This is a genomic window from Hominenteromicrobium mulieris (assembly GCF_046197855.1).
In the GTDB taxonomy this organism is placed as follows: Bacteria; Bacillota; Clostridia; order Oscillospirales; family Acutalibacteraceae; genus Hominenteromicrobium; species Hominenteromicrobium mulieris.
This window is the reverse complement of record NZ_CP173188.1, coordinates 412,341-439,083: the sequence shown is the minus strand read 5'-3', so window position 1 is coordinate 439,083 and position 26,743 is coordinate 412,341. Positions and strand designations below refer to the sequence as shown.

Genomic DNA, 26,743 nt, shown 5'->3' with positions numbered 1-26,743 from the left:
ATCCTCCCTAAGCACGCGTCATTCCGTACTCTCTGTTACCGTGGTTTCTGTGTTTTTTGCCTCCTTTTGGAGCGTTTCGGCAAAATAAGCTTCAAAAACGGCCTTTGCCGTCTCTTTTGCGGCATCGCCCTTGCCGCCGTATTCGATGACGACCGCCACGGCAATCTCCGGGTTCTCGTACGGCGCAAAGCCGATGAACGTCAGGTTATCGGAATGGTCGGCGTTTTCCGCCGTGCCGGTCTTGCCCGCAACGGCAATGCCGAAATCCGAGAAAGTCGAGGCCGCCGTGCCCTCTGTGCACACCTGCCGCATGCCCTCGCGCACGACCTTGAAATATTCGTCTTCGATCTCCGCTTTTAACACGACCTCCGGCTCTGCGGTCTCTTTTTCCACCGCGCGGTCGTAGTCCGTGACTTTATTTAAGAAATGCGTTTTGTAGCGCGTGCCGCCGTTTGCGATCATGGCGCAGTATTCCGCAAGCTCGATCGGCGTGAACATATCGTCGCACTGGCCGATGGCCGCCTGAATGGTGAGGCCGTCGTACCAATTTGCGCCGTGGCGCTCCGTATACGTTTTGGGGTCGGACATGATGCCCGCGCTCTCGCTCAATTCGCACCCGGTCTTTTCGCCGAGAGCGAACAGCTCTGCATACGTGTGCATTTTGTGAATGGTCAGCATGCGGCCCACGTCAAAGAAAAACGCGTTGCAGGAGTTGCGAATGGCGCCGTACACATCCACCTCGCCGTGCACGCCGAGGCAGCCCGGTTCGTAATCCGGCGCATAATAGTGGTACGCGCCGTCGCAGTTCACGGGGTGAGAGGTCGGCGTGATGACGCCTTCCTCCAGCGCCGCCAAGGCGACAAGGGGCTTAAAAACGGAACCCGGCGTAAAGATGCCGTTTAGCGCGCGGTTGAAAAGCGGCTGGCTTTCGTCCGCATAAAGCTGCGTCAAATACGCATCGTCCGTATTGTACTTTTCAAGGTCGAAATTCGGGTAGGTCGCGCTGGCAATGATGCCGCCGGTGTTCACGTCCAAGGCGACAACCGCACCGGCCTCGCAGTCTTCGGTCGGCTTCGCTTCAATCTGCTCGGCGAGCGCGTTTACGGCCGCGCGCTGCACATTGCTGTCTATGGTAAGCCACACGGAATCGCCCGCTTCCGGCGGCTCTGTCACGGTGGTGGAGGTCACTTTGCCGGTAGCATCCGTTGTGACGCTCTCTTTGCCGTTTTTGCCGCGCAGGGTGGACTCGAACACGCTCTCAATGCCGCTTTGGCCGACGGTATCCGTATAGGAATAGCCGGAAACGTTTGAGGCGGAATACGTGTTGCCCGCTTTCTCGGCGGCATCGTACTGCTCCTGCGAAATGGCACCCAGCGTGCCGACGATATGCGGGGCCAAATCGCCCTCCGGGTATTCGCGTGTCTGCTCCACCTGCGTTTCAATGCCCGGCAAATCTGTGCTGCGCTCACTTAAGAGCTCCACCGTTTCGATGGAAATGTCTTTTGCGAGCACGAACGGGTTCGTGCGGCTGAAATACGCACGCTCCATGCCGTAGCGCACGGACGCGATGCGGCGGATGTCTTCGAGGCTTGTATAGGCTTCGAGGTCATACCGCTCGATGAGCGATTCCATGCACTCGTCTGCTGTGGCGCTCGAGGGTAAGTCTAAGACGTCTTCGCTTTTCAGCGTTTCGATCTCGGCGGTCACTTTGGTTTTAAACTGATATTTGCCCGATTTGATTTCGATGGGAAGGCGATCCGTCCACGGGACGTTCAGCGTTTCGAGCAGCTTTACAGCCTCCAAAACGACGGCATTGCGCGTTTCATTGCTGCCGGAAAGACGACTGTATATGGCATTATACACGGAGCGGTTGCCTGCGAGCACGTTTCCGTTACAGTCCAAAATTTCGCCGCGCGTGCCGGTGAGCTTTAAGTACGTCGCGGAGGACTGTACGGCCTCCTCTTCAAACGTGCTGCCCTCTAAAAGCTGCCACTGGGCAAGCCGCCCGATATACAAAAGAAAGACGGCAGCAAGCATAACACCGCAGAAAATATAGCGGCCGCGTCCTTTTTTCACAGCTGTCGTCTCCCTTCGTTGAAAACTTAAATTTTTTGCAGCTTATGCAGCTTTGACCTGCGCCGCCGTATGGCGCTGCGCACGCGGGGCTTTCGCACCCACGCCTGCAAACCGTAGCACACGGGTATCGTTAAAAGCGTGTAAAAATAGATGGGCAGATACTTTGTGACGAGCGCGTACAGCGTCAGTGAATACCCGGCTGCGACGTACAGCGTGAGCCAATCGAGCAAAACGGCGACGGCACAGCTCCACAGACCCATCAATACCGATGTGAAAAGCTGAATTTGAATTCTGGTGCCGCACAGGCCGCTCAGCAAAAAGCACAGCACGCCGAACGTGAGCGCGTGATACCCGAACACAGCTCCGCTGCCGATATCGGCAAGAAACCCGGCGTACATGCCGAACGCCATAGCGGGTGTGCACGCCTCCACCATGGCAATGGTGAGCGCGGCAGAGAGCACCGGAAGCGGTTTTACGCCCATGATCTGCGGCAGCAGCCCCGGTGTATCCTGTAACAGGAACAGCAGCAGGATCTCAACCGCATACAAGACATAGCGTATCCATTTTTTGCGGTTCGGCACAGCTGTTCACTCCTTTTATTCATTTCCCTTGCTTGCGGTCTGCGCGGGGTCTTCTTCATCTTTGTTATTCGTCTCCGGCAAGCCGGTTGTAACGTCGCCCTTGCCGTCGAAATCCGTCACGACGAAGACATCCGTCACCTCTGTTACGTCCACGTATGGGGTCAAAATGGCATAGTACGAGGAATCCGCGTTGCTGCGCTCCACGCTGTTCACACGTCCAATGAGCAAATCGCCCGGGAACACGCCGCCCGCGCCGCTCGTGGTAATGATGGAGCCCGGCTGCACCTCGGTATCTCTTGTAAGGTACAGCATTTTTACCTTGCCGCTGTTTGCGAACTGGATGTCGCTTGTGACGACGCCGCTTTCCTTGCATGATTTATCCGTGGCGCCGATCTGCGTCTTTTCGGATAAAATCGACCGCACGCGGCTTGACGCGGCGTAGACCTCCTCCACAACGCCCACGACGCCCGTTTCCGTGATGACGGCATCGCCGACGGACACGCCCGCAAGGCTGCCGCAGTTGATGGTGAAATCACCGAACACATCGTTCGGGTCGCGCCCTACGACGCTTCCCGCGGCTAATTGCAGGTCGGGCATGGCTTTTTTGACGGAGAGGATATTTTCATACGAAGCATTCTCATCTTTTAAAGTGTAGTAATCCACGAGTTGTTCGCGCAGCTTCTGATTTTCCTCCGAAAGGTCGTTGTACAGCGCTTTAAGCTCCTCTTTGGACATGCCGTCCAAATTTAAAAACTCCTTTGCGCCCTCGGTAGTATTCGTCCCCGCCGTGAGCAGCGGTGCGGATACCGTGCCGAACACGTTTGAGAACACGGATGTTCCGGCGTTTAAGCCGTACACGAGCACGCCGAGCAGAATGACAACCGCGATCATTAAAATTTTAAAATTTTTAGAGGTGAATTTCTCCATGCGCCGCACCTGCCTTTCGATTTTTATTTAAAGTCAAATTCAATTTATTTTTCTGCAGCTTTTACCGCGCCGCGCGCGTTTGCGGGGATATGCGCTTTGCCCTCTAATGTGCGGCCTGCACCCTCGGCTACGCAGTCGAGCGGGCGCTCCGCGACCTGCACGGGCAGGCCCGTCGCTTCATGCAAAAAGCGGTCTAAGCCACGCAGCAGTGCACCGCCGCCCGTGAGCGTGAGACCCATATCCAAAAGATCTGCGGAAAGCTCCGGTGGGGTCCGCTCCAAAACGCGGTGTACGGACTCGAACACAGCTTTCAGCGGCACCAAAAGCGCCTCGCGCACGTCTTCTGCCGTGACGGTAATATTTTTCGGCTGGCCGTCCGCCGCGCTGCGGCCGCGCACCTCCATGGAGACACTGCCGAGTTCCTCAAGCGGGTAAGCGGAGCCAATCTGCAATTTCACGTCCTCCGCAGTGCGCTCGCCGATGAGCACACCGTACTTTTTGCGCAAGTACGAAACGATAGCTGCGTCAAATTTATCGCCTGCCACACGGACGGAATCTGCCACGATGGGGTCGCCGTAGGAGATGACCGCCGTTTCGCTTGTGCCGCCGCCGATGTCCAGAACCATGCTCGCAACCGGCTCGCCCGTGGGCAGCCCTGCGCCGATAGCCGCCGCAATCGGCTCCAAAATGAGCTCCACGCGGCTTGCACCCGCCTGCTTTGCGGCGTCCTCCACCGCGCGGCGCTCCACCTCCGTAACGCCGGAGGGAATGCAGATGACGATGTGCGGACGCGTGAACGAACCGGCCTTGATGGCCTTGCGCACAAAGTATTTGAGCATGGCTGCCGTCACCTCAAAATCCGCAATGACGCCGTCTTTTAACGGGCGCACCGCCGTGATGGACTCCGGCGTGCGGCCGAGCATTTCTTTGGCCTTTTTGCCGATGGCTAAAACCTCGTTGGAGTTCGCGTCCACCGCCACCACGGACGGCTCGCGCAGCACGATGCCCTCACCGCGCACATAAACGAGCGTGTTGGCCGTGCCGAGGTCGATGCCGATGTCTTTGATAGATGTTGAAAAAAGAGAAAAAAGCGAGGAAAGACCCGCCATGATCGTAGATTGCAGAGAACCCATAGGATAAGACCTCCCGAAACGGGTAAAACTTTGGCAAGCCGCACGTCTTTGCGGCGCACGATACTCATACTTATTCAGTATAACAAAACAGCGGCGGAGCTTCAACCGAAAAATCGTGAATACCGCCGCAATTTGAAAATTTATTTTGTCCCCGTGCTTCCGAATCCACCCGCACCGCGGTCAGTCTCCGTTAGAGATGTGACCTCCTCAATCACCGGCGCAAAATACGGCATAATAATCATTTGCGCGATGCGCTCGCCCGGCTGCACCGTGTACGGCTCCGCGCTGAGATTGTGCAGGCCGATCTGGATTTCGCCGCGGTAATCGCTGTCGATGACACCGACACCGTTCGTGACATGAATGCCCTTTTTGATGCCGAGACCGCTGCGAGTGAAAACGAAGCCTGCCGTGCCCGCGGGGATCTCCGCCGCAAGTCCACTCGGAAATACGCAGCGCTCGCCCGGCTCGATCGTCTGCGGGGCGTCCATACACGCGCACAGGTCATAGCCCGCGCTGCCCGCCGTCGCCTGCTTCGGGATGATCGCACCTTCGCGCACACGCATCAGTTTTAAAACCATATTTTGTTCCATTTTTTGCTCCTTGTCTATATACAGTATCCCAAAAATTCCCGTTTTTCACACTTTTTCCCGGTTTTCCCTCATTGTGGATAACTGTTTCCACAGCGCTGTGGAAAATGAAAAACGGCTTATTTCTGCGGCTTTTTTGAGTTCACAATCTGTTCAAAAAGAAAGTTCTAAACACTTTCCACCGAGTTTTCCACAATCAAAGCACACCGCGGAGGAAAAGTCCTCGGGTGCAGTCGGAATGCGGCTTTTCATGACGAACGACAGCGTCTAAAATCGCCTGCGTTTCCACGGCGTTTTCCACAGAGAAGCGCAAAACACCGAAATCGACATTTGAAACGGGGCGGTCAAAGAGCACGAGCGGCACGCTGTTAAAGACCTCGGAATACACGGTTTTACCCTCAAAACGCGTGCAGTGCACGGGAAACTCCACGCCCTTGCGGTCACGGATTTTGCCCGCATGCTTGCAGTTTAAGCAGCCCTTCGGCGAATTTGCAAGCGGGCAGTTGCGCGTGAGCATCAGGGGCTGACGGCCGTAGAGCAAAATTCCGCGCGGCAGCTCGCCGCCGAGACCGCGAATTTCGTCGCCGGTCAGTTCAAACGAAAGCTCGGTATCGTCTAAGCCGAATTCTTCAAAAAAGCGCAGGCATTCCGTATTGAATACATTGAGCGAAAATCCGCCGTGCGCGGACACACCAAGTTCCTTGCACAGGGCGAGCGCACCGAGATTGCCGCAATAAAAGTGCGTATAGCCCATGGCTTTGCACGCTTTCATGCGTGCGCGCACTACGTTTTCAATGCCCCACAGTGCACGCGGCAGAGCGAGGATCACGCTGATACCCGCGTTTTTGCAGCGCGTGCGCGTCGCTTCGTCGGCATCGAGCGGCAGAATGACCGCTTCCAGCATGGAAATATTTTCCGGCACCTGCGCACAGTCTTTGAAGAACGCACGGAGTTTAGGCCGTCCGCTTTCACCATGTGTACGCGTATCGAGCGGAATAGCTTTAAACGATACGGCGGGCTTTTCGCGGCGCTGTTCGCCGAGCTTTTCCAGCGCTTCACGGCGCAGACCATTCAAAACGGAAATGGGCAATGCGGTTTTTTCATCGGTGTCGATCTGCACCGCTTTGCACAAATACGGCGTGCCGCCGGTTTTTCTTAACTGCTGCTCCCAGCGTTCGGTGTTGACAGGCAGCTTCTGCGCCGTTTCGCATACGCAGTCTTCTGCCGTGACGACCGCTTCGTTTTCGCCGTCCGAGACTGTGACGCGCGGGTTTTTGCCCGCAAAGGCGCTTAATGTGAATGTCACCGGCACACGCTGCGCTTCGTTTTTATATAAAGTATGCAGCTGCGCGAACACGGCGGAATTTGCGCTCTCCACGTCTTCCTTTGTGCGGGTGCCGAACATAACGCGTCCTCTGTGGGCGGACAGATAGCCATCCGTAAAGCCGGAGCGCGAGAACACCGCGTTTAAATGTTCGAGCAGGTTTTCCGGCACAGACTCGCCGTCTGCCGCTTTTCGGCACGCCGCGACTGCCGCCGCCACGTATTCCGGCCGCTTCATGCGACCCTCGATCTTTGCGGAACATACGCCGGCGTTATGCAGCGTTTCGATGTGGTTGATGAACGACATGTCCTTTAAACTGAGGTCGTGCCCCGTGCCACCGGGCGCGGCAAACGGCAGACGGCAGGTTTGAGCACAGCGCCCACGGTTGCCGCTGCGGCCGCCGAGCATGGCGCTGAAATAGCACTGGCCGGAAAGCGACATGCACAGCGCGCCGTGCACGAAAGCTTCAAGCTCCACATCGGTCTTTTTGGAGACTTCTTCGATTTCTTTCAAAGACATCTCACGCGCCAAAACGACGCGGGACGCACCGAGTTCCTTTAATAAGGCCGCGCCGCCGGGCGTGTGCAGGCTCATCTGGGTAGAGGCGTGCAAAGGCATCTCGGGGCAGGCTTCGCGCAGAATATTAAACAGACCCATGTCCTGGATCAAAATGCCGTCTACGGGAACAGAACACAGGAACTTGCAGAAATCAAGCGCTTCGGGAAGTTCGTCATCTTTTAAAAGCGTGTTAACCGTGACGTACACGCGCACATTGCGCTCGCGGGCAAAAAGCACCGCTTCCCGCATTTCTTCACGCGAAAAATTCACCGCCGATGCTCTGGCGGAAAACAGCGAGCCGCCCATGTACACGGCATCCGCACCGGCGAACACCGCCGCTTTCAGGGCCGCGGGATTACCGGCGGGCGCGAGCACCTCAATCTTCTTCGTCTTCACGCGCGGTCTCCTTTACGTCTGCCTTTTCAAAAAAGCTCACAAGCCCCGTTTCGTCGCCGTAATCGGGCAGCATGGGGTTGCGCAGGTCGATGGGCGGCAGGTCGAGCGGTTCTGCAGCTGCCGTGTGCGCTGCGTTTTGGGCAGCGGCTTTCGCTTCTTCCGCTTCCTTTTCCGCAGCTTCGGCGTGGTTTTCGGCAAGGCGCAGCTTTTCCTGCAAAACGCCGAGCTTCATTTCCGCTTCGGAAAGGCGGGCCTTCAGGCCGTCCGCACCGGCAAATTCCTTTGTCTTTGTGCGCAGGGCATCCGCTTCCTCGCGGGCCTGATTCAAAGCGGCCTCCGTGCGGGAAAGCTCCTCGCTCAGGTTCATGGCCGCAATGACCGCCGCTTTCTCTATGGTCGCGCCGTAGGCGTTGTTTAAAACCTCTTCCATACGCACGCGCACACGCTCTGCGATGGCTTCTGCACCGTCGCGGTCCACATCGCCGGAAACGGTGACGTCCACGCCGCAGATATTCAGTTTGAATCTCGTTTTTTCCATTGCACAGATTCCTTTCCCCGCGCCGATTTTACGCAGGTTATACTCTGTTCTGCATTATATACCAAAAGCCCCGCCTTGTCAAAAAAAGCGCGCAAGACGGGCGTTTCGGCGGTTTTCGGCCGGTTTATACCGAAAGCCGATATTTTCTGTCGAAACTATACAAAGCCACAGCTTTAATTTCTGCCTATCCGCCCGCTATTGGTCTTGAATTTTTCATAATTTTAGTATATAATGGGTATAAACCGTTTGTTTTTTAATCAAAACGCATTTAATTTTGTGCATATAACACAAATCTGGCGTGTTTTTCACGCATAACACATGGAGGACAAAGAATGAATTACAAGATGACCCCCGCGCAGGTCCAGAGCGCAATCCGTGAGAAGCTCTCGCACATTTACGGCGTTTCTGCAAAGAACGCTTCCGACGATGAATTCTACAAAGCATCCGCACTTGTGGTGCGCGACCTGCTCGTTCGCGGCCGCGACGAATTTGTACACGAAGCTGAAAAGCAGGAGACAAAGCAAATCTACTACCTGTGCATGGAGTTTCTGCTGGGCCGCTCCCTGAAGAACAACCTGTTTAACCTCGGTCTCGAGGACAGCTTCCGCAAAGCACTTTCCGAAATGGGCGTAAAGCTCGATAACCTTTACGAACAGGAGCCGGACGCCGGCCTTGGCAACGGCGGCCTCGGCCGTCTTGCCGCCTGCTTCCTTGACGGTCTTGCAACACAGGGCTACCCGGCCATGGGCTATTCCCTGCGCTATGAATACGGTATTTTCCGCCAGAAGCTCGTTGAGGGTTGGCAGACGGAGCTGCCGGACTTCTGGCTTCCGGGCGGCGAGGTCTGGATGCAGAAGGTCGACGAAAGCGCCATTGAGGTGCACTTCGACGGCTACATTGAAGAGCAGTGGCATGACCACTACCATTCCGTACGTCATAAGAACTATAACCCCGTTATGGCGATTCCGTACGATTTGTATGTTTCCGGCATGGACGGCAAGGGCATTTCTGTGCTGCGCATCTGGCGTGCGGAAGCCAACGAATTTGATATGAAGCTCTTCAACAGCGGCAACTATATGCGCGCTATGGAGCAGAAAGCTATGGCAGAGACCATCACAAAGGTCCTCTATCCGGAAGATAACCACTACGAGGGCAAGAGCCTGCGTCTTGCACAGCAGTACTTCCTCGTTTCCGCCTCCGTACAGGACATCGTACGCCGCCACCTGTACACGCACAGTTCCCTTGATGATCTGCCGAAGCTTGCGGCGATCCACCTCAATGACACGCACCCCGTGCTCGCTATCCCGGAGCTCATGCGCATCATGCTCGACGAATGCGGCTACGAGTGGGACGCAGCTTGGGATATTGTAACCCGCACCATTGCGTACACGAACCACACCGTTATGAGCGAGGCGCTTGAGTGCTGGAGCGCAGACCTGTTCAAATCCCGTCTGCCGCGTATTTACCAGATTGTGGAAGAGATCAACCGCCGCTTCTGGATTGAGATGCGTGCAAAGGGCGTGGACGAAGGCAAGATCTGGCGCATGGCCCCGCTGAACGACGGCTATGTGCGCATGGCAAACCTTGCCGTATACGCAACACACAGCACGAACGGCGTTTCCGCGCTGCACAGCGAAATTTTGAAGGACAGTGTGTTCCACGACTTTTACACCGAGTGGCCGAATAAATTTAAGAACGTCACAAACGGTATTGCACATCGCCGCTGGCTGAACCAGTCGAACCCGGAGCTTGCTTCCCTTATCACCGAGTTGACGGGCGACGGCTTCATCCACGATGCTGCTCAGCTTGAGAAGCTGATGAAATATAAGGACGATACCTCCGTGCAGAAGAAGCTTGCCGAGATCAAGCTGCACAACAAGCAGCGCCTTGCCGAGCACGTTAAGCGCACGCAGGGCCAGATCGTTGACCCGAACAGCATTTTCGACGTACAGGTCAAGCGTCTGCACGAGTACAAGCGCCAGCACATGAATGCGCTGCATATTCTCTCCGTATACCAGTGGTTGCTCGAAAACCCGAACGCGGATTATACCCCGCACACGTTCTTCTTCGGCGCAAAGGCAGCCCCGGGCTACTATTTCGCAAAGGAAATTCTCCAGTTCATCGTCTGCCTTGCCGATACCATCAACAACGACCCGCGCGTCAACCAGAAGCTGCGCGTCATCTTCGTTGAAAACTACTGCGTATCCTGGGCAGAGCTGCTCACCCCGGCGGCGGAGATCAGCGAACAGATCTCCCTTGCGGGTACAGAGGCTTCCGGCACCTCCAACATGAAGTTTATGATCAACGGCGCCATCACCCTCGGCACGCTGGACGGCGCGAACGTGGAAATTCACGACGCAGTGGGCGACGACAACATCATCCTCTTCGGCATGACGACGCCCGAGGTCAACAGCCTGCGCGCTTCCGGCTACAACCCGAGAAATCAGTACGAGCACAACGACATCATCCGCAAGGCGATGGATGCTCTCGGCCAGGGCTTTAACGGCAAGACGTTCCAGAACCTGCACCAGGCACTCCTCAACGTCGACCAGTACATGGCGCTTGCAGACTTTGCTTCTTACAGCCATGCACAGCAGAAAGCCGAACAGCTTTATAAGGACCAGACCAAGTGGAACTCTATGTCCCTTGTCAACACCGCAAAGGCAGGCATTTTCGCTGCCGACCGCGCCATCCGCGATTATGCGAACACCATTTGGCTCGCAAAGCCGGTCGAGACGAAAGCCGAGACGAAAAAGAAGTAATATCACGTAAGTTTATGTAAAAAGCAGGGCGCTGCGGTCGTAGTGCCCTGCTTCTTCATGCAGGAGAGTTTACCGATGACGCTATTTAATTCCAGAAATTCCATACACCGCAGCCCGCTGGGCGCTGTGGCAGACGGCACGCGTGTGCACTTTAAAATTACGCTGCCGCGCGACATGCAGTGCTCTGCCTCCTACCTTTTGGTGCAGCACCCGGATAACCGCATTGAGTGCCTTGATATGTTCTGGTGCGGCATGAACGGCAATGACCACGAGTGGTGGGAGTGCCACTTTATGCCGCAGAAAACGGGGCTTTACTTCTATCATTTTGAGCTGCGCACATCGCGTGGGCGCTCTGTCCTTAAAAAGGACCTCGGCGGCGAGGCGCGCGCCGGTGCACGTGAAGACTGGCAGCTGACCGTGTACGACGGTGCATATAAAACGCCGGACTGGCTCGCGGGCGGCATTTTGTATCAAATCTTCCCGGACCGTTTTGCGTCCTCCGGCAAAGCGAAAGAAAACGTTCCGGCAGACCGCACGCTGCATGAAAACTGGCTTGACCAGCCGGACTGGAAGCCGAACGCACAGGGCATTGTGACAAACTCGGATTTTTTCGGCGGTGACTTAAAGGGCATCGAGGAAAAGCTCGATTATTTAGCGTCTCTCGGCGTGACCTGCATTTATCTGAACCCAATTTTTGAATCGCACTCCAACCACCGTTACGACACGGCGAACTACGAGAAAATTGACCCGCTGCTCGGCGATGAGGAAGACTTCCGCTCGCTGTGCGCGGCGGCGAAAGAGCGCAACATTCACGTTTTGCTCGACGGCGTTTTCAGCCACACGGGCAGCGACAGCATTTATTTTAACCGCGAGGGTCGCTACGGCGACGGCGGCGCGTACCGCTCACAGTCTTCCCCGTATTACCCGTGGTACAGCTTTCGGAGCTGGCCGAACGACTACGAATGTTGGTGGAATTTCATCACGCTGCCGAATGTGCGTGAGGAAAATCCCGCGTATGACAACTATATCAACGGCGAAGACGGTATCATCCGGCATTGGCTTGAGGCCGGTGCTTCCGGCTGGCGCTTGGACGTTGCCGACGAGCTTCCGGACGGCTTTATTGACCGCCTGAACCGCGCCGCGAAAGCGCAGGATGAAAACGCCATGGTGCTCGGCGAAGTGTGGGAAGACGCCTCCAACAAGACAGCTTACGGTGTGCGCCGCCGGTATCTGCTGGGCGGGCAGCTGGACAGCGTGATGAACTACCCGTTTCGCGATGCAATCCTCGGGTTTCTGCTCGGTGAGCATGCGTCGCTCATTATGGATCGCATTGAGACCATCGTGGAAAACTACCCGCCGCAGGTCTTACGCATTTTGATGAACCACATCGGCACGCACGATACGGAACGCGCTTTGACGGTGCTCGGCGGCGAACCGGCGGGCAGCCGCGGCCGCGAGTGGCAAAGTGCGCACACGCTCTCCCCGGAGCAGCGCGAAACCGGCCTTGAGCGCATGCGCCTTGCCGCGTTTTTGCAGTTTATGCTGCCGGGCGTGCCGTGCATCTACTACGGCGACGAAGCCGGCATGGAGGGCTACCGCGATCCGTTCAACCGCGCATGCTACCCGTGGGGACACGAAGATGGGGACCTTATCGCATGGTACCGCTACCTCGGCCTGCTGCGGCAGGAGCACGGCGACATTTTAAAAGACGGCGGCCTGCGCAGTGTTTATGCACACGACAACGTGCTTTCGTTTGAGCGCTATGTGGAAACGGAAGGCGGCGAGGACGCGCTGTTCGTTGCCGTGAATCGCAGCATGGAAAACGCGGTCATTCCGGGGCTGCATCTTGACAATGCAGAGTTTATTTTCGGCGCGCCGTACCCGAACCCCGCAGGCAGCGATTTCAAGCTGCCGCCGTTCGGCTTCACTTTGCTGCGCATCCACCGCGAAAAAACGGAGAACGGTGAAAGCTAAATTTTCCCTTTCTGCAAAATTTTTGCAAAATTGAATTTACACACCGTTACCGGCGGGCTTCTTTCCTTGAAGCCCGCTTTTTTCTATGCTACAATAGGGTTAACATAATCGTCGGATGGGTGCCGGCGAAAAGGGGAAAAGAGGAAGACTGTATGATCCGCATTCTGATTGTGGAAGATGATGAAAATATCTCGAAAATGCTGGCCGCCACGCTCTCGATCGGCGACTACGAATACGACCGCTGCGCAGACGGCGAAGAGGCCGTACAAACCATCCTAAACGGCACGTATGACCTCATTTTGCTCGATGTGATGCTGCCCGGCATGGACGGCTTTGCCGTTTTGGAGCACATCCGCGGGGAAAGCTGCGAAACGCCGGTGATTTTCCTGACGGCGCTCGGCGCGGTGGCGGACAAGGTAAAGGGTCTGCGCGGCGGCGCAGAGGATTACATTGTAAAGCCGTTTGAGCCCGTAGAGCTTTTGGCGCGCATTGAAGTGGTGCTGCGCCGCGCGGGCAAAAGCGAAATGCACCTGCGCTACGGCGATATTCAGGTGGACATTGAAAAGCACACGGCGCTGAAAAACGGCGTGCCCGTGGCGCTGACACCGAAGGAGTTTGACGTACTCGTCTTTTTCATGCGCAACCCGGACGTTGCTATCACGCGCGAGCAGCTGCTCTCGAACATTTGGGGCTTTGATTTCACCGGTGAATCGCGCAGCGTGGACATTCACGTGCAGCAGGTGCGCCGCAAAATGGGATTGCAGGGCAAGCTCATCACCATTCCGAAGCTCGGCTACCGCTTAGAGCGCCGATAAGCTTAAAGGGAGTCTTTTATGAAGCTATGGCAAAAAATATCGCTCATTGCGCTTGTGTTCGTCACGCTCGCCGTACAGCTCACGCAGTTTTACATACTGGATAGTCACTTTCGCAGCGCCATAGCCCGCGAGGTCAACTCCGCCGCTTCCGCACATTCGGCACTGGCGGCTTCGCTTTCCAACCACGCGGCCTATGAGCGTTTAAAGGCGAACACGCTGTTTTTAAGCACCGACCAGCTGACAGACATGCTGAAGGATACCATTACGACAGATATTTCCACCGCGGACGTGATAGAAGTGAAAAAGGGCGGCAAGACCATCACGGCGGTCGGCACCGAGGTCTTGGACGGCGCTTCGTATGATTTAGCTTCCGTCAAGCCGAACGATGCCATTACGGACGGCAAAACGGTGATCTTCGACGCCGGCGAAAAGACGTACCTCATGGTGGTCTCCATCATCAAGCTGGAAGCCATGTCGTATGAGCTGCGCACAGTGTATGACGTTACGAATGTGTACGACGAGCACGACGCCAACCTGAACAACGCGCGCATGTGGGGGCTTTGCTGCGGCGGCGGTATTTCCGTACTGCTGCTCATTTCCGTATTGGGGTTTCTGCGCCCGTTAAAGCGCGCCGTGAAGACCATCGGCGCGGCGGCCGCGGGCGACTACACCGTGCGTATGCCCGAAAAGGGCAGCTCGGAGCTGAAAACGCTTGCACACAGCATCAACGAGATGACCGCTTCCATCAACGAGCGCGAGGAAAAGCTGCGCGGTATTGCAGAAAGCCGCAAGCGCTTTGCGGACGCCATGGCGCACGAGATGAAAACGCCGCTGACGAGCATTTTGGGCTTTGCGGATATTCTGCGCATCAAAAGCGTTGTCACGGACGAGCAGCGGCGCGACTTTGCCTCTGCCATTGTGGAGGAAGCCAAGCGCTTGCGCGGGCTTTCCGCAAAGCTTTTGACGCTGGCTTCTACCGATAACACCCCGCTCGATTTTGCGGATATTCCCGTGGCACAGCTTTTCTCTGATGTGCACGCCACCATGGCGCCGGTGCTTGGGCGGCGCGGCATCAAGCTGACAACGCTGCACAAAAACGCCGTGCTGCACATTGACCGCGAGCTGTTTTTATCGCTGCTTTATAACCTCATCGATAACGCCGCGAAGGCTTCCCCGGACAATTCCGAAATCTGGCTCATTCAGTCCGAGCTGGACGGCCACACGGTGGTCTCCGTCATCGACCGCGGCATGGGCATGAAGCCCGATACCGTGCGCCGCGCAACGGAAGCGTTCTACATGGAAGACAAAGCGCGCAGCCGCAAGGCAGGCGGCGCGGGCCTCGGCCTTGCGCTGTGCGACGACATCTGCCGCCGCCACGGGGCGCGGCTTGAAATTCGCTCCACCTACCAGAAGGGCACCACGATTATCATTCACATGAATGTAGCGCCCATTCCGAAAAATCAGGGCGACGAGCTGGAAGCGCTTTTGCAGAAGCGCCCGCCGCGCGAAAAAATACGCGAGAAAGAACGCCAGAAGCGCAAAAAGCAGCGCGAAACCCGCTACAAAGGAGGCAGAACGATATGAAACGCAACATTTTTCTCTCTGTTTTTCTGCCTTTGTTCCTTTGCACCGCCATTTTGACGCTCGGCTATTTCTCCCCCACGCTATTCAGCCGCGTGATGCCAAACTTTAAAAACAAGGAAAGCGCCGCGCAGATTACCGGCGCAGAAAGCCCGCTGTATTTGGAAGACCCCTCCAGCCTTATTCTGCCGCCGTGGAATGATATTGATGATTCTAAATCACAGATGTACGCTTCCGATAACCAGTCTGTTCCGTACTCCATAAAAATGCGCATTACAGACGACCTACAAACATATGCCGAAAGCACCGGCGACAGTCGTTTCTATACCTATAACAACCAACTGCAAGACCCTTATGTTTATATTGATATGTCCGATCTTTACGTGCGCAGCATTATTGAACCTTTTTTAAAGGGATGCACCATCAATGACAACATGCAGTTTTCCGGCTATATGCACACGTATGATCCAAACGATAATTTTTCCACGCTGCCAAAATACATTTACGCGCAGAATGTAACGGTAAACACCAAAGAGGGTAGAGATTTCCTTGTGGATTTCGTCTTCACCCCCATATCCGGCATTCCGCTGTATGTACATGCTACGGAAATAGATGCCGCAACGGCTGCTTTCCCGGAGGACAGCGAGTTTTTCAATCTTGTCGTTACTGCACTCTTCGTCGCTACGCACGCAGAAGCAGATGCAGACGAATTCACAAGTCAGGTTGAAAGCTATTATACGTCGGATAAATACACCTCTCTTCTTGCCTCTTTCTATGATTTTCCCGCGCATTTATTCTCTTTTCCGCCTGATACGACCCCGGAAGAAGATTGGCGAGTTGAACTGCTTGTGGATTTACGAGACAGCATGTATGACATGCTGTACAACTTTGTATACAGTATTGATTCCGCCTCCTCCATCGATTACCGCGATGAATCTCTGATCGTTCTGCGCAATGAGATCGGCTACACCATGACGGTTTTTTACGATGCCATTTCCGAGAGCATCACCGGTTACGGTTTGGATCCCGACGTTTACCGTTCGGAGACCTTTTTATCCAGTGAAAGCACCTATCAAGAAGCTTACGTTTACGACGGCTGACTCCCTCTACTCTTAAAAATCTAAAAGCCAAACACCCGTCCCCCGAAATTTTGCAACTTTTTTGCAGTTTGCGGGGGACTTTTTTGCGTCTTTTTCGGTATAGTTAAAGCAGAAAGAGGAGAGGGGCGAATGCATGACCGATATAAACAGAACCGCGTGCACATTTTCGCGCCCCGCGCTGAACGCAAACACCTTAAAGCTCATTGCGGTCCTCGCCATGGTGCTGGACCACGCCGCCACCGTATTTTTGGCAGATACCGCGCCCGCCGCGCTGTTTTTCCACGCCTTGGGGCAGATTGCCGCGCCCATCATGTGCTTTTTCGTTGCGGAGGGCTACGCGTACACGTCGAATCTGAAAAAGTACCTGCTGCGGCTGTTTATTGCGGCGGTCATCTCCCATGTGCCGTATGCGCTGTGCTTTAAATTCACGGTTTGGGAGTTCTGGTACGTGACGGGCGTTTTGTGGGGGCTCTTTTTGGGGCTTCTCGCCGTCACGCTGTGGAAACGGCTGCGCGCACCCGTTTGGGTACGGCTGCTTTTGCTCGGGCTGTGCTGCCTGCTCGCCTACCCCGCAAACTGGAATTACATCGCCGTGCTGTGGATCTTCGGCTTTGCCGTCTTTCGGGAAAGCCCCAAAAAGCAATGGGCGTTTTTCGGGCTCGTCACGCTTTTGTATGTTTTGCAGTATTTCGTCTACGGCTCTACGCTGCCCGTGTGGCTGAGGCCGTTCGTACTGCTGTGTGTACCGCTTCTTTTATGTTACAACCATATGCTCGGCCGCCGAAGCAAAGTTTTGCAGTGGGGCTACTACCTGTTTTACCCCGCTCACCTGCTTATGCTCACTCTGCTAAGAGAAATTTTCACCCGGTTATAAAGAAGTTTTAAAAAGGGGGATCTTTATGCAAACGCGCAAAAATGCAAATTTGGCACTCGAAAGCTTCCGGCGCAGCACTGTGCCGCGCCGCCTAAAGCACCGCGCACGGCGGCGCAGACGCATTTTGTGCCTTTTGCCGGTGATACTCGTGTTCGGCGTGCTCGCCGCGGCGCTGCTGCGCTTTACGCCCGCGCTTGCCTACGCCGATATTTTCCCCGCGCAGGCAACCACCCGCCGCATTAAAGACGTGCCGTACATTTCGCAGCTGCCAACGCTTCCCACGGGCTGCGAAAGCGCCAGCGCCGCCATGCTGTTAAACTACTACGGCTGCACCGTCACGGCGGAGGAATTTGCTTCCTATTACCTGCCGACGGGCGACGCGCCGCACACGGACGAAAACGGAGAGCTTATCGGCTGCGACCCATGGGAGGCATTCCCCGGCGACCCGTTTTCGGAAACCGGCTGGGGATGCTACTCCACCGTCATTGAGCGCGCCATGAACGAGTTTCTCACAAACACCGGCTACCACGCCGAGCGTCTGAGCGGCGTGCCGCTTTCCCGCCTAAAAAGCTATATTGACAGCAACACCCCGGTGATGATCTGGGCGACTATCTGCATGGATCAGCCGATTGAAAGCGACGTTTGGACAGTGCCGGAGACCGACCGGGAGATTACGTGGGTCTACCCCATGCACGCGCTCGTCCTTACGGGCTATGACGAAAACGGCTACTACTTCAGTGACCCTCTCGCCGGGCAGGACATCTACTACGGCAAAGACAGCGTGGAGGTCGCCTACACCGCCCTTTTCGAGCAGGCCATCATCCTGACAAACTGAATACATCGGACTTACTTCCTCCGCATACAAAAATCCCCGCACAGGCTTTTAATGAACAGCGCTGTGCGGGGATTTGCGGTTTATAAGGTTAGATTGACTCCACGTCGATCTCGCCGTCCTTTTCGGTGACGAGAATACCGGTGACGTTGCCTTCGCCTTTCTCGACGATGAGGGACACGATTTTATCTTCCACCGTGCGGCGGATGGTGTTGCGGATGTCGCGGGCGCCGCTCTTGCCGCCTGCGGCACGATGCGCGATGTTCGCGACGGCTTCGTCCGTCCAGCGCAGCGTGATGCCACGCTCATTAAGCGTGCCGACGTACTCGTTCAGCATGAGCACCGCGATCTTCTTGTAGTCCTCCTCATTCAGCGGGTGGAAGACGACAATCTCATCGATGCGGCTCAGGAACTCGGGACGCAGGAAATCAGACAGCGCGCGCATGGCCTTTTCGCGGCTGATGTCCGCGCTGGTGCGGTTGAAGCCGACGAGCGCTTCGCGGCTGTTGCTGCCCGCGTTGGAGGTCATGACGATGACGGTGTTCTCAAAGTTGACCGTGCGGCCGTGCGCATCCGTAATGCGGCCTTCGTCGAGAATTTGCAGCAGGATGTTCATAACATCCGGGTGTGCTTTTTCGATCTCATCGAAGAGCAGAACAGAATACGGGCGGCGGCGCACCTTTTCGGTGAGCTGACCGGCTTCATCGTAGCCGACATAGCCCGGGGGCGAACCGATGATCTTCGAGACCGAGTGCTTTTCCATGAACTCCGACATATCGAGGCGGATGAGCGTCTCCGGGGAATCGAACAGCTCTTTCGAAAGCACGCGCACAAGCTCGGTCTTGCCGGTGCCGGTGGGGCCGACGAAGATGAACGAGGCCGGGCGGCGGCGCGGGTTGATCTGCACGCGGCTGCGGCGGATGGCGGCGGAAACAGCCTTGACGGCCTCCTCCTGCCCCACGATGTGCTCGCTCAGCTTTTCTTCCAGGTGGGCAAGCTTGCCGAGCTCGCTCTGCTCAATCTTTGCAGCGGGAATACCCGTCCAAAGCTCGATGACATACGCGAGATCCGCTTCCGTTACCGGCGCGGTGACTTCGTTCGGGTCAAACGCGGCAAGCTCTTTTTCGAGCGCCGCAACTTTATATTTCGCTTCGGCAAGCGCTTCGTAATCGACATTCTCTGCGCCCTCGATCTCGGCTTCCGCCTTGCGCTGCTTTTCGAGCTTCAAATTTGCTTCTTCATAATCCGCAAGCTTTTTGTTGCGCAGCGCGGCGCAGGCGCATGCTTCGTCCAACAAATCGATGGCCTTATCCGGCAGGTAACGGTCGCTGATATATCGCTCGGAAAGCACGACGATGCGCTTCGCAATCTGGTCGGAAACGCGCACATTATGGTATTTTTCGTAGTAATTTTTGATGCCGCGGATGATATCCGTTGCGTCGTCGATGGACGGCTCTGTCACGGTGACGGGCTGGAAGCGGCGCTCCAGTGCGGCGTCTTTTTCGATGTACTTGCGGTACTCGGAGAACGTCGTTGCGCCGATGACCTGAATTTCTCCGCGGGACAGCGCGGGCTTTAGAATGTTCGCCGCGTTCATGCTGCCCTCTGCATCGCCTGTGCCGACGAGGTTATGCACCTCATCAATGAAGAGGATGATGTTGCCGTCCTGCTTCACTTCGTCCACAAGTCCCTTGATGCGGCTTTCAAACTGGCCGCGGAACTGCGTACCGGCGACGAGCGCCGTGAGATCCAGAAGCTGCACTTCTTTTTTGCGCAGCTTCGCGGGCACTTCGCCTGCCGCAATGCGCAGGGCAAGCCCCTCTGCAACGGCCGTTTTACCGACGCCCGGCTCACCGATGAGACACGGATTATTCTTTGTGCGGCGGGACAAAATCTGCACCACACGCTCAATCTCGCGCTCGCGGCCGATGATGGCATCCAGCTCGCCGTTTCTCGCCTTCATGGTGAGGTCGGTGCAGTACGCCGCAATGTGCTTACGCTTCGATTTGTGGAAGTTCTCCTTCTTTTTCTTGTCATTCGGCTGGCTTTCGCGGGTTGCCGGCTCTGTGCCGTCACCGTTTGCGTTCATACCGAATTGACCCAGCAGTTCGGACGGGAACGGCACCGCGCCGCCCGGCTCAAAGCTGCCGTCGTCGGACATCGACATCAAATCGTTCATGCTTTCGGTCATCGCCTCCAGCTGCTCCTCCGTGATGCCCATTTTCTCCATAATATCATTCACCGGCTTAATGCCGAGCTCTTTTGCGCAGACAAGACAGTAGCCCTGCGTGGCGTTCATATCCGTTGAAGGGGAAACGAACACAACCGCAGGCCGCTTCTTGCAGCGTGTACACATCATCATAGACATTTTCCTTTCCGGCGCAGACCGTTAGTTTTTCGGTGTGCGCTCTTTCTTTGCCCGCATTTCTTCGGGCAGGTTCAAATCGTATTTGCCGTCGGTCGATCTCAAAATTTCGCGGAACACGCCGAAATATCGAATGAACGTGTACACCATGAAGCCCGCCGTGATGACGAGCGCCGTGGTGGACGCGATATTGAACGTGCTCTCGGAAACCTTCATAAAGCCGTCCATGACGACGATGAGTCCGATGGCGATATAAAACAGTGTTGTGGAGACCTTGCCGTACCACTTTGCCGCGCACGGCTTTTTGCCGTTTTTCAGCAGATAGCATGCGCCGCACAACATGACGAGCTCCTTTAAGACGAGCAGCGCCAAAAGCGGCCAAATGGACGGGTAGTGCACGGCGATACAGATGGCCACCGTGCCCTGCGTCAGCTTATCGGCTAACGGATCCAGCATTTTGCCTAATTCCGTGATCTGGTTGAAGTGCCGCGCGATCATGCCGTCCAGCGCATCGGAAAGGCCGGAAAGCCCCAGTGCGACGATGGCCGCTGTGAGGTTACCTTTCAGAAAAAAATACGCAAAAAACGGAATGACCAAAATGCGGAACACAGACATGGCGTTCGGCACCGTTAAATTCTGATTGATGGGTTTCTTTGTCTTTTGGCTTTTGGCATCAGACATAGTGTAGTTCCTTTCCCTTACGAATTTCCGAATCTCCTTTTAGCCGCTGCTCACTGCATTAAGTGGTAAGCGGGGTTAAAGCTGCCAAGCAGCTTCAAAAGCATGGAAGTATTCTCAAACGCCTGCACCTTTACCTGCTGCGCTGCGCTCAGCATGGGCACAAATACCTGCGTACACGCGAGGACGACCCACAAAATGAGCACGAGCATCAGCACATCGAATACTGCGCCGAGCGCACCGTTGATGCCGCTTAAAACCGGCAGCGAGAAAATGCCCGTTAAAAGCGTTGCAACACCTCTCAGTACCACGATGAACAATACGAATAGCACCAGCATGACGAACACGCCGATGACGTTGATGAGCATGGGGCTGAGTGCATCCGTAATGGCCTCTGCGATGCTGTCCGTCTTATCCTGCACCTGCGCCATGATACTGCCCTGTGTGATGCCGGCAGCCTCGAGCGCGCGCTGGATAAGCTCCGGGAAGGCATCGAAAACGGTGTTCACGGCTTCGCCCGCGCCAAGCCCCATGACCGCCGCAGAGATCTTCTCCACAAGCGAGGGGCGAAAGAACGTTGTAAAGATCCACTCTGCAACAGGACTGCTCAAAAGCCCCGCCGCAATCATCGCGATGAGCGCGCCGCAGAAATCAAAGCATGCTCTGAAAAATCCCTTTTTTGCACCGATGACGGCCGCGATGATGACGAGCACCACAACGGCGATGTCGAATATCCATCCCAATAAAAACACTCTCCTTTTTCCGGCACGCCTGCCGCACGCCTTGTGCGATACAGTGATTATACCACATTACTCTGTTTGCGACAATGTATTATCGGCCTCGATCACCTTAAGATTTTCTTTCCGAATCTCGCGCACGCCGAGCAGATACACGGTGCTTTCGTCCGCCATGGCAATGCTTTTTGTATCGGCCGGCACATTGCAGGCGGCTTCCTGCCGCCCGGTCGTGAGGTCCGTGGACACAACGGAGCTTGAAAGCAGCGCCGCCACCTTATTGCCCGCTGCGGAAAGCCACACGGCGCGGCCGGAAAGGTCGCTTTCCACGGGCTCTGCGCTGTCACGGAAAATGAGCAGCGTGCTGTCGCCGCCGTAAGCATAGTTGGAAACGGAGACCACCGCGCCCGAAGGGATGAGCGTGTAGGCCGTCACGGTGCGGCCGTCATATGCATACGGCGTAAAGTTATAGCCCGTATCGCTGACGAGCGTTTCCGTGTCGCCGATGGCCGTCACGCGGCCGCTGCGGTTCCACTGCACGGCAAAAATCAGATTGCCGTCGCTTTCGTACTCCGCTATCGGTTCCGTTTCGGACATATCCAGCACCGTAATGCGCGAAATGAGCGTACCTGCGTGCGTGATGGTGCTTGCCACCGCGGCTCTTGTGCCGTCCGTATTCAGTGCCACCGCCGTAATGTAGGAATCCGCAAAGCTGTATTTATACTGCAAGCTGCCGTTTTTGTTATATACGCGCAGCTCGGAGGCGTAGTCCGAGGGCTGCACCGCCAGCGCAAATTTGCCGGAATCGCAAATGACGCCGGTCGTGATACTGCTGTCGCTCGTGCCGGAAATTTCCGTGCCGGAGGACGTCTCCACACGGTAACCCGTGCCGCCGGCATTATACAAAAGGTAGCGTCCGCTCGCTTCGGAGACCGCGGGGTCGTTGTAGCTGTGGCGCGCAGAGAACATCTCCTTTGCGGAGCCGTTCAGAACCGTCAGTGCCGTGTCGCTCACAACGTACAAATTGCCGTCAGCTGCGCCGAAATTACCCGCAAGCGCGGTGCTGCCGGTCAGCTCCGCCGGATAGCCGTCGCCAAAGCCGAAGCCGACTGCCTTTGTGCGGATCCAGTTGCCGATGTTTTCCGGCGTTAAATTATCTTTATTTTCCAAAATGATAAGCAGCACTACCGCGATGAGCAGAACCGCAATGATGCGGTACAAAAGCTTCGATACGCGCAGCTTTTTCTTTTCCGAAAGCGCGGGGTGTTCCGTTTCATCCGGCATATCCTGCACAGGCGGTGCTTCTTTTTTGCGCAGCGCGTGCTTTTTTTCCGCTTCATGCTTTTTTCTTGTCATACGTTTCTCCCTTATTCCGCGTTATAAAATCGGAATACAGACCATTTATCCAACCGAACCGCAGATTTTACATTTGCGATTCATAAAACACTTTTTCTGAACACAAGCCCACAGATACGTTGTTTTTTCAAAACAACGTACTGTTTTCTTAAACCTGCGGTTCGTAAAAGACCTTTTCTAAATACAGACCACACGCCGGGGCGGTCGGCCCCGCAAGCTTGCGGTTTTTCCCCTCGATGATCTTCGGGATGTCCTCGGGGACAAAGCGCCCCTGCTGCACGGCGAGCAAAGTGCCCGTCATGATGCGCACCATGTTGTAAAGGAACCCGTCCGCCGCCACGGTAAAGCGCACCATGTCGCCCTCGCGCGTGACGGAGCTTTCCGTAACCGTGCGGGTAAAGTCTCCCATGTCGCGGTTATCGAGCGTACAGAATGAGGTGAAATCGTGCGCACCCATAAAATGCTGCGCGGCTTCGTTCAGCTTGTTTTCATCAATATGGTGATAGTAGTGCAGCGCGCGCCCGTGCAGAAACGGGCTGCGAATGGGGTTGTTCCAGATTTCATACACATACCGTTTTCCACAGCAGGAGTACCGTGCGTGAAAATCGAGCGGCACTTCTTCGCAGGAAAGCACAGCAATGTCCGGCGGCAGAAAATGATTGAGTGCGCCCAAAAGGCGCTCCGGCGGGATATTGTGCGAAAGCTTCATGCTCAGGCAGAATTCCCGCGCGTGCACGCCGGTATCCGTACGGCTGCACGCTTTGATGTCCGGCTGCGTATGCAAAACCTGCTTTAACGCCTCCTGAAACACCCCTTGCACACTGCGGGCGTTTTCCTGCACCTGCCAGCCGTGGTACGCACTGCCGTCATATTGAATTTTCAGCAGCAGGTTTCGTTCCATAGCTTCTCCTCAATTTTATCGCACAATGGCGGCGGGCAGCAAAATGTTCGCTGTGATGAACGCCGCAAGGTACAAAACGCACACGATAAGCGTGATGTAATCTACTTTTGAAAGGTGCAGCACCTTCATTTTCGTGCGCCCCTCGCCGCCGTGGTAGCAGCGGCTTTCCATGGCTGTTGCAAGATCAAACGCACGGCGGAACGCGGAAACAAACAGCGGGATAAGCACCGGAATCAGCGCCTTGATGCGCTGCATCAGACCGCCGCTTTCCATATCTGCACCGCGGGCCTTCTGCGCCGCCATGATCTTCTCGGTCTCTTCGAGGAGCGTCGGCACAAAGCGCAGCGCGATCGTCATCATCATTGCGAATTCATGCACCGGGACATGCAGCAGTGCCAGCGGCTTTAACAGGCGCTCAATGGCGTCCGTCAACTGCGTCGGGGACGTTGTAAACGTCAGAATAGAGCTGATGAGGATGAGCACCACGATGCGCACGGCGATCATGATGCTGTTCACGATGCCGTTTCGCGTAATGTGAATGAACCCGAGCGTGAAGATCGGGTCGCCGGTGCCGTAAAACAAATTCAATACGCCGGTGAACACCACGATGAACAAAATAGGCTTCATGCTTTTTAAATAGAGCTTCAGCGGTACTTTGGAAAGCACCACGCCAAGCAGGCTCATAAGAATCGTCGCGCCGAGCGTGACAAAATTCTTCGAGCAGAAAATGAGCACGATGAAATACACGGTCAGGCACATTTTAATGCGCGGATCGAGCCGGTGCATGACGGACTTGCCGGGGAAAAACTGCCCCATGGTGACATCAGATAGCATGGTTTTTGTCCTCCTCTTTCCTTTTTTTGAGGAGCGGCAAAAGCTCCATGACGGCTTCGTCTACATTTAAAACTGTCTCGCTGACCGGCAGGCCCATTTTGCGCAGACGGCGCATGATGGACGTGATCTGCGGCAGGCGCAGACCCATCGGCTCCAAAAGCTCGCCGCGCGAGAACACGGCGCGGGTCTCGTCGTACATTTCGGCATGGGCGTTGTTCATCACAAGCACGCGGTCTGCCACGCGGCCGATGTCCTCCATACTGTGGGAGACGAGCAAAATGGTGTTGCCGCGCTGGCGGTGATATTCGGAGATCTGCGCTAAGATAACATCTCTGCCCTTCGGGTCAAGACCGGCGGCGGGCTCATCCAAAATGAGCACCTCCGGGTCCATGGCGATGACGCCCGCAATGGCTGCACGACGCTTTTCGCCGCCCGAAAGCTCAAACGGAGATTTCTCCAAAAGCTCAGGCTTTAAGTCTGTAAAGTGTGCCGCTTCTTTGGCGCGCTTCAGTGCTTCTTCATCGGAAAGTCCCATGTTTTTCGGGCCGAACATGATGTCTTTGATAACGGTCTCTTCAAACAGCTGGTATTCCGGGTACTGGAACACCATGCCCACCTGAAAGCGCACGCGGCGAATTTCCTTCGGCTTTGCCCAAATGTCCTCGCCGTTTAAAAGCACCTGCCCGCTTGTGGGGCGGATGAGGCCGTTGAGCATCTGGATCAGCGTGGATTTACCGCTGCCCGTATGCCCGATCACGCCGACGAACGCGCCCTTTTCTACGGAAAGGTTCACGTTTTCCACCGCCGTTTTTTCAAACGGTGTGCCGGCGCCATAGGTATATGTGAGATTTTTGGTTTCCAAAATTGCCATCGATTTTCCTCGTTTCCTCTGCCGGGTGCAGGTCCTTTCGGTTCTTGCCCCGCACAAAAAACAAAATCCCTTTTATATTCTTATCCCAATTTTAAATACTCCGCAATCGCTTTTACGCACTCGTCTTCATCGAGCGGCGTGCCGGAAATGCTGCACCCGGCGGCGTTTAAGCGGTAAATAAGCTCCGTTGCCTGCGGCACGTCGAGCTTGTGGCGCTTTAAAAGCTCCACCTGCGCGAACACCGTGCGCGGGTCGCCGTCCGTCAGAATGTTGCCGCCGTCCATCACCACCACGCGGTCGGCCTGCACGGCCTCGTCCATGTAGTGCGTGATGAGAATGACGGTGATACCCTTTTCGCGGTTCAGATACCGAATGGTATCCATAACCTCCTGTCGGCCGCGCGGGTCCAGCATGGCGGTCGGCTCATCAAGCACAATGCACATGGTTTCCATCGCGATAACACCCGCAATTGCGACGCGCTGCTTCTGACCGCCGGAGAGCTTATGCGGTGCATGGTCGCGGTACTCGTACATGTTGACCGCTTTCAGTGCCGCATCGACACGGCGGCGGATTTCTGCGGGCTCAATACCGAGGTTTTCCGGGCCGAATGCCACGTCTTCCTCAACAATACCCGCGACAAGCTGGTTATCCGGGTTCTGCTGCACAAGGCCCACGCGGCGGCGCACGTCAAGCTGCGTTTCCTCCACGGCGGTATCGATGCCGTCCACCGTCACGGTGCCGGAGGTCGGCACCAACATACCGTTAAACAGTTTCGCCATGGTGGATTTACCGCAGCCGTTGTGGCCGAGCAGCGCCACAAACGAACCCTTTTCAATGTCGAGATCGACGCCGTGCAGGACCTCGCCGCTCTCTCCGCTGTATGAAAAATGCAGGTCTCTGCACTCAATAAACGCCATTTTATCCCTTCCGTTTCAAAAAAGTCCCG

Annotated in this window: 22 protein-coding genes; 7 read left to right on the top strand and 15 right to left on the bottom strand. The window is 55.7% G+C overall.

Going from position 1 to position 26,743, the window contains the following annotated elements; genetic code table 11:
- Positions 1-18 precede the first annotated feature (18 nt).
- The 7 genes from ACI0CA_RS02140 to zapA form a co-directional block, all read right to left on the bottom strand.
- Positions 19-2,076, bottom strand: coding sequence for a penicillin-binding transpeptidase domain-containing protein (locus ACI0CA_RS02140; protein ID WP_446806574.1), 2,058 nt, complete (start codon positions 2,074-2,076; stop codon positions 19-21).
- A gap of 26 nt (positions 2,077-2,102) precedes the next feature.
- On the bottom strand, positions 2,103-2,657 hold the full coding sequence (locus ACI0CA_RS02135) for a hypothetical protein (protein ID WP_417072866.1): 555 nt from the start codon (positions 2,655-2,657) through the stop codon (positions 2,103-2,105).
- A 15-nt stretch (positions 2,658-2,672) separates the two neighbouring features.
- Entirely contained in the window at positions 2,673-3,584 is a 912-nt protein-coding gene (gene mreC / locus ACI0CA_RS02130) for a rod shape-determining protein MreC (protein WP_446806575.1), read from the bottom strand.
- A gap of 44 nt (positions 3,585-3,628) precedes the next feature.
- Entirely contained in the window at positions 3,629-4,693 is a 1,065-nt protein-coding gene (locus ACI0CA_RS02125; RefSeq protein WP_308449303.1) for a rod shape-determining protein, read from the bottom strand.
- A gap of 164 nt (positions 4,694-4,857) precedes the next feature.
- Positions 4,858-5,307, bottom strand: a complete 450-nt coding sequence (gene dut / locus ACI0CA_RS02120; protein WP_308449290.1) for a dUTP diphosphatase — start codon at positions 5,305-5,307, stop codon at positions 4,858-4,860.
- Between the two features lie 193 nt (positions 5,308-5,500).
- Entirely contained in the window at positions 5,501-7,582 is a 2,082-nt protein-coding gene (locus tag ACI0CA_RS02115) for a U32 family peptidase (RefSeq protein ID WP_308449289.1), read from the bottom strand.
- A complete protein-coding gene (gene zapA / locus ACI0CA_RS02110) occupies positions 7,563-8,120 on the bottom strand; it encodes a cell division protein ZapA (protein ID WP_446806576.1) in 558 nt (185 codons plus the stop codon). Before zapA ends, ACI0CA_RS02115 begins: the two co-directional genes overlap by 20 nt.
- A gap of 332 nt (positions 8,121-8,452) precedes the next feature.
- On the opposite strand from zapA, the gene ACI0CA_RS02105 reads away from it, so the two are divergent.
- From ACI0CA_RS02105 to ACI0CA_RS02075, 7 genes are all read left to right on the top strand, one after another.
- Positions 8,453-10,882, top strand: a complete 2,430-nt coding sequence (locus ACI0CA_RS02105; RefSeq protein WP_308449287.1) for a glycogen/starch/alpha-glucan phosphorylase — start codon at positions 8,453-8,455, stop codon at positions 10,880-10,882.
- Between the two features lie 75 nt (positions 10,883-10,957).
- On the top strand, positions 10,958-12,856 hold the full coding sequence (locus ACI0CA_RS02100) for a glycoside hydrolase family 13 protein (RefSeq protein WP_446806577.1): 1,899 nt from the start codon (positions 10,958-10,960) through the stop codon (positions 12,854-12,856).
- Positions 12,857-13,008: 152 nt separating this feature from the next.
- Entirely contained in the window at positions 13,009-13,671 is a 663-nt protein-coding gene (locus ACI0CA_RS02095; protein ID WP_343285266.1) for a response regulator transcription factor, read from the top strand.
- Between the two features lie 18 nt (positions 13,672-13,689).
- Positions 13,690-15,255 carry a sensor histidine kinase gene (locus ACI0CA_RS02090; RefSeq protein ID WP_412392135.1) on the top strand — a complete coding sequence of 522 codons (1,566 nt, stop codon included), beginning with the start codon at positions 13,690-13,692 and terminating at the stop codon, positions 15,253-15,255.
- Entirely contained in the window at positions 15,252-16,352 is a 1,101-nt protein-coding gene (locus ACI0CA_RS02085) for a hypothetical protein (RefSeq protein ID WP_446806578.1), read from the top strand. The genes ACI0CA_RS02090 and ACI0CA_RS02085 overlap by 4 nt, the downstream gene beginning before the upstream one ends.
- 133 nt (positions 16,353-16,485) lie before the next feature.
- Positions 16,486-17,226, top strand: a complete 741-nt coding sequence (locus tag ACI0CA_RS02080) for a TraX family protein (protein WP_446806579.1) — start codon at positions 16,486-16,488, stop codon at positions 17,224-17,226.
- Between the two features lie 25 nt (positions 17,227-17,251).
- Positions 17,252-18,061: a C39 family peptidase gene (locus tag ACI0CA_RS02075; RefSeq protein ID WP_446806580.1), complete on the top strand. Its 810-nt coding sequence runs from the start codon at positions 17,252-17,254 to the stop codon at positions 18,059-18,061.
- Between the two features lie 88 nt (positions 18,062-18,149).
- On the opposite strand, the gene ACI0CA_RS02070 is transcribed toward ACI0CA_RS02075, so the two are convergent.
- The 8 genes from ACI0CA_RS02070 to ACI0CA_RS02035 all read right to left on the bottom strand — a co-directional run bounded on the left by ACI0CA_RS02070 (position 18,150) and on the right by ACI0CA_RS02035 (position 26,714).
- On the bottom strand, positions 18,150-20,417 hold the full coding sequence (locus ACI0CA_RS02070; RefSeq protein WP_446806972.1) for an ATP-dependent Clp protease ATP-binding subunit: 2,268 nt from the start codon (positions 20,415-20,417) through the stop codon (positions 18,150-18,152).
- 30 nt (positions 20,418-20,447) lie between these two features.
- Positions 20,448-21,104, bottom strand: coding sequence for a CDP-alcohol phosphatidyltransferase family protein (locus ACI0CA_RS02065; RefSeq protein ID WP_308449280.1), 657 nt, complete (start codon positions 21,102-21,104; stop codon positions 20,448-20,450).
- Positions 21,105-21,154: 50 nt separating this feature from the next.
- Positions 21,155-21,844 carry a CvpA family protein gene (locus tag ACI0CA_RS02060; RefSeq protein ID WP_308449279.1) on the bottom strand — a complete coding sequence of 230 codons (690 nt, stop codon included), beginning with the start codon at positions 21,842-21,844 and terminating at the stop codon, positions 21,155-21,157.
- Positions 21,845-21,910: 66 nt separating this feature from the next.
- Entirely contained in the window at positions 21,911-23,191 is a 1,281-nt protein-coding gene (locus ACI0CA_RS02055; protein WP_412266855.1) for a DUF5711 family protein, read from the bottom strand.
- Between the two features lie 148 nt (positions 23,192-23,339).
- Positions 23,340-24,092, bottom strand: coding sequence for a tRNA pseudouridine(38-40) synthase TruA (truA, locus tag ACI0CA_RS02050; protein ID WP_412266857.1), 753 nt, complete (start codon positions 24,090-24,092; stop codon positions 23,340-23,342).
- Between the two features lie 15 nt (positions 24,093-24,107).
- A complete protein-coding gene (locus tag ACI0CA_RS02045; RefSeq protein WP_343285272.1) occupies positions 24,108-24,926 on the bottom strand; it encodes an energy-coupling factor transporter transmembrane component T family protein in 819 nt (272 codons plus the stop codon).
- Positions 24,916-25,797 carry an energy-coupling factor transporter ATPase gene (locus ACI0CA_RS02040; protein ID WP_412266859.1) on the bottom strand — a complete coding sequence of 294 codons (882 nt, stop codon included), beginning with the start codon at positions 25,795-25,797 and terminating at the stop codon, positions 24,916-24,918. Before ACI0CA_RS02040 ends, ACI0CA_RS02045 begins: the two co-directional genes overlap by 11 nt.
- 80 nt (positions 25,798-25,877) lie before the next feature.
- Positions 25,878-26,714, bottom strand: a complete 837-nt coding sequence (locus ACI0CA_RS02035; protein WP_412266861.1) for an energy-coupling factor transporter ATPase — start codon at positions 26,712-26,714, stop codon at positions 25,878-25,880.
- Between the last annotated feature and the right edge of the window lie 29 nt (positions 26,715-26,743).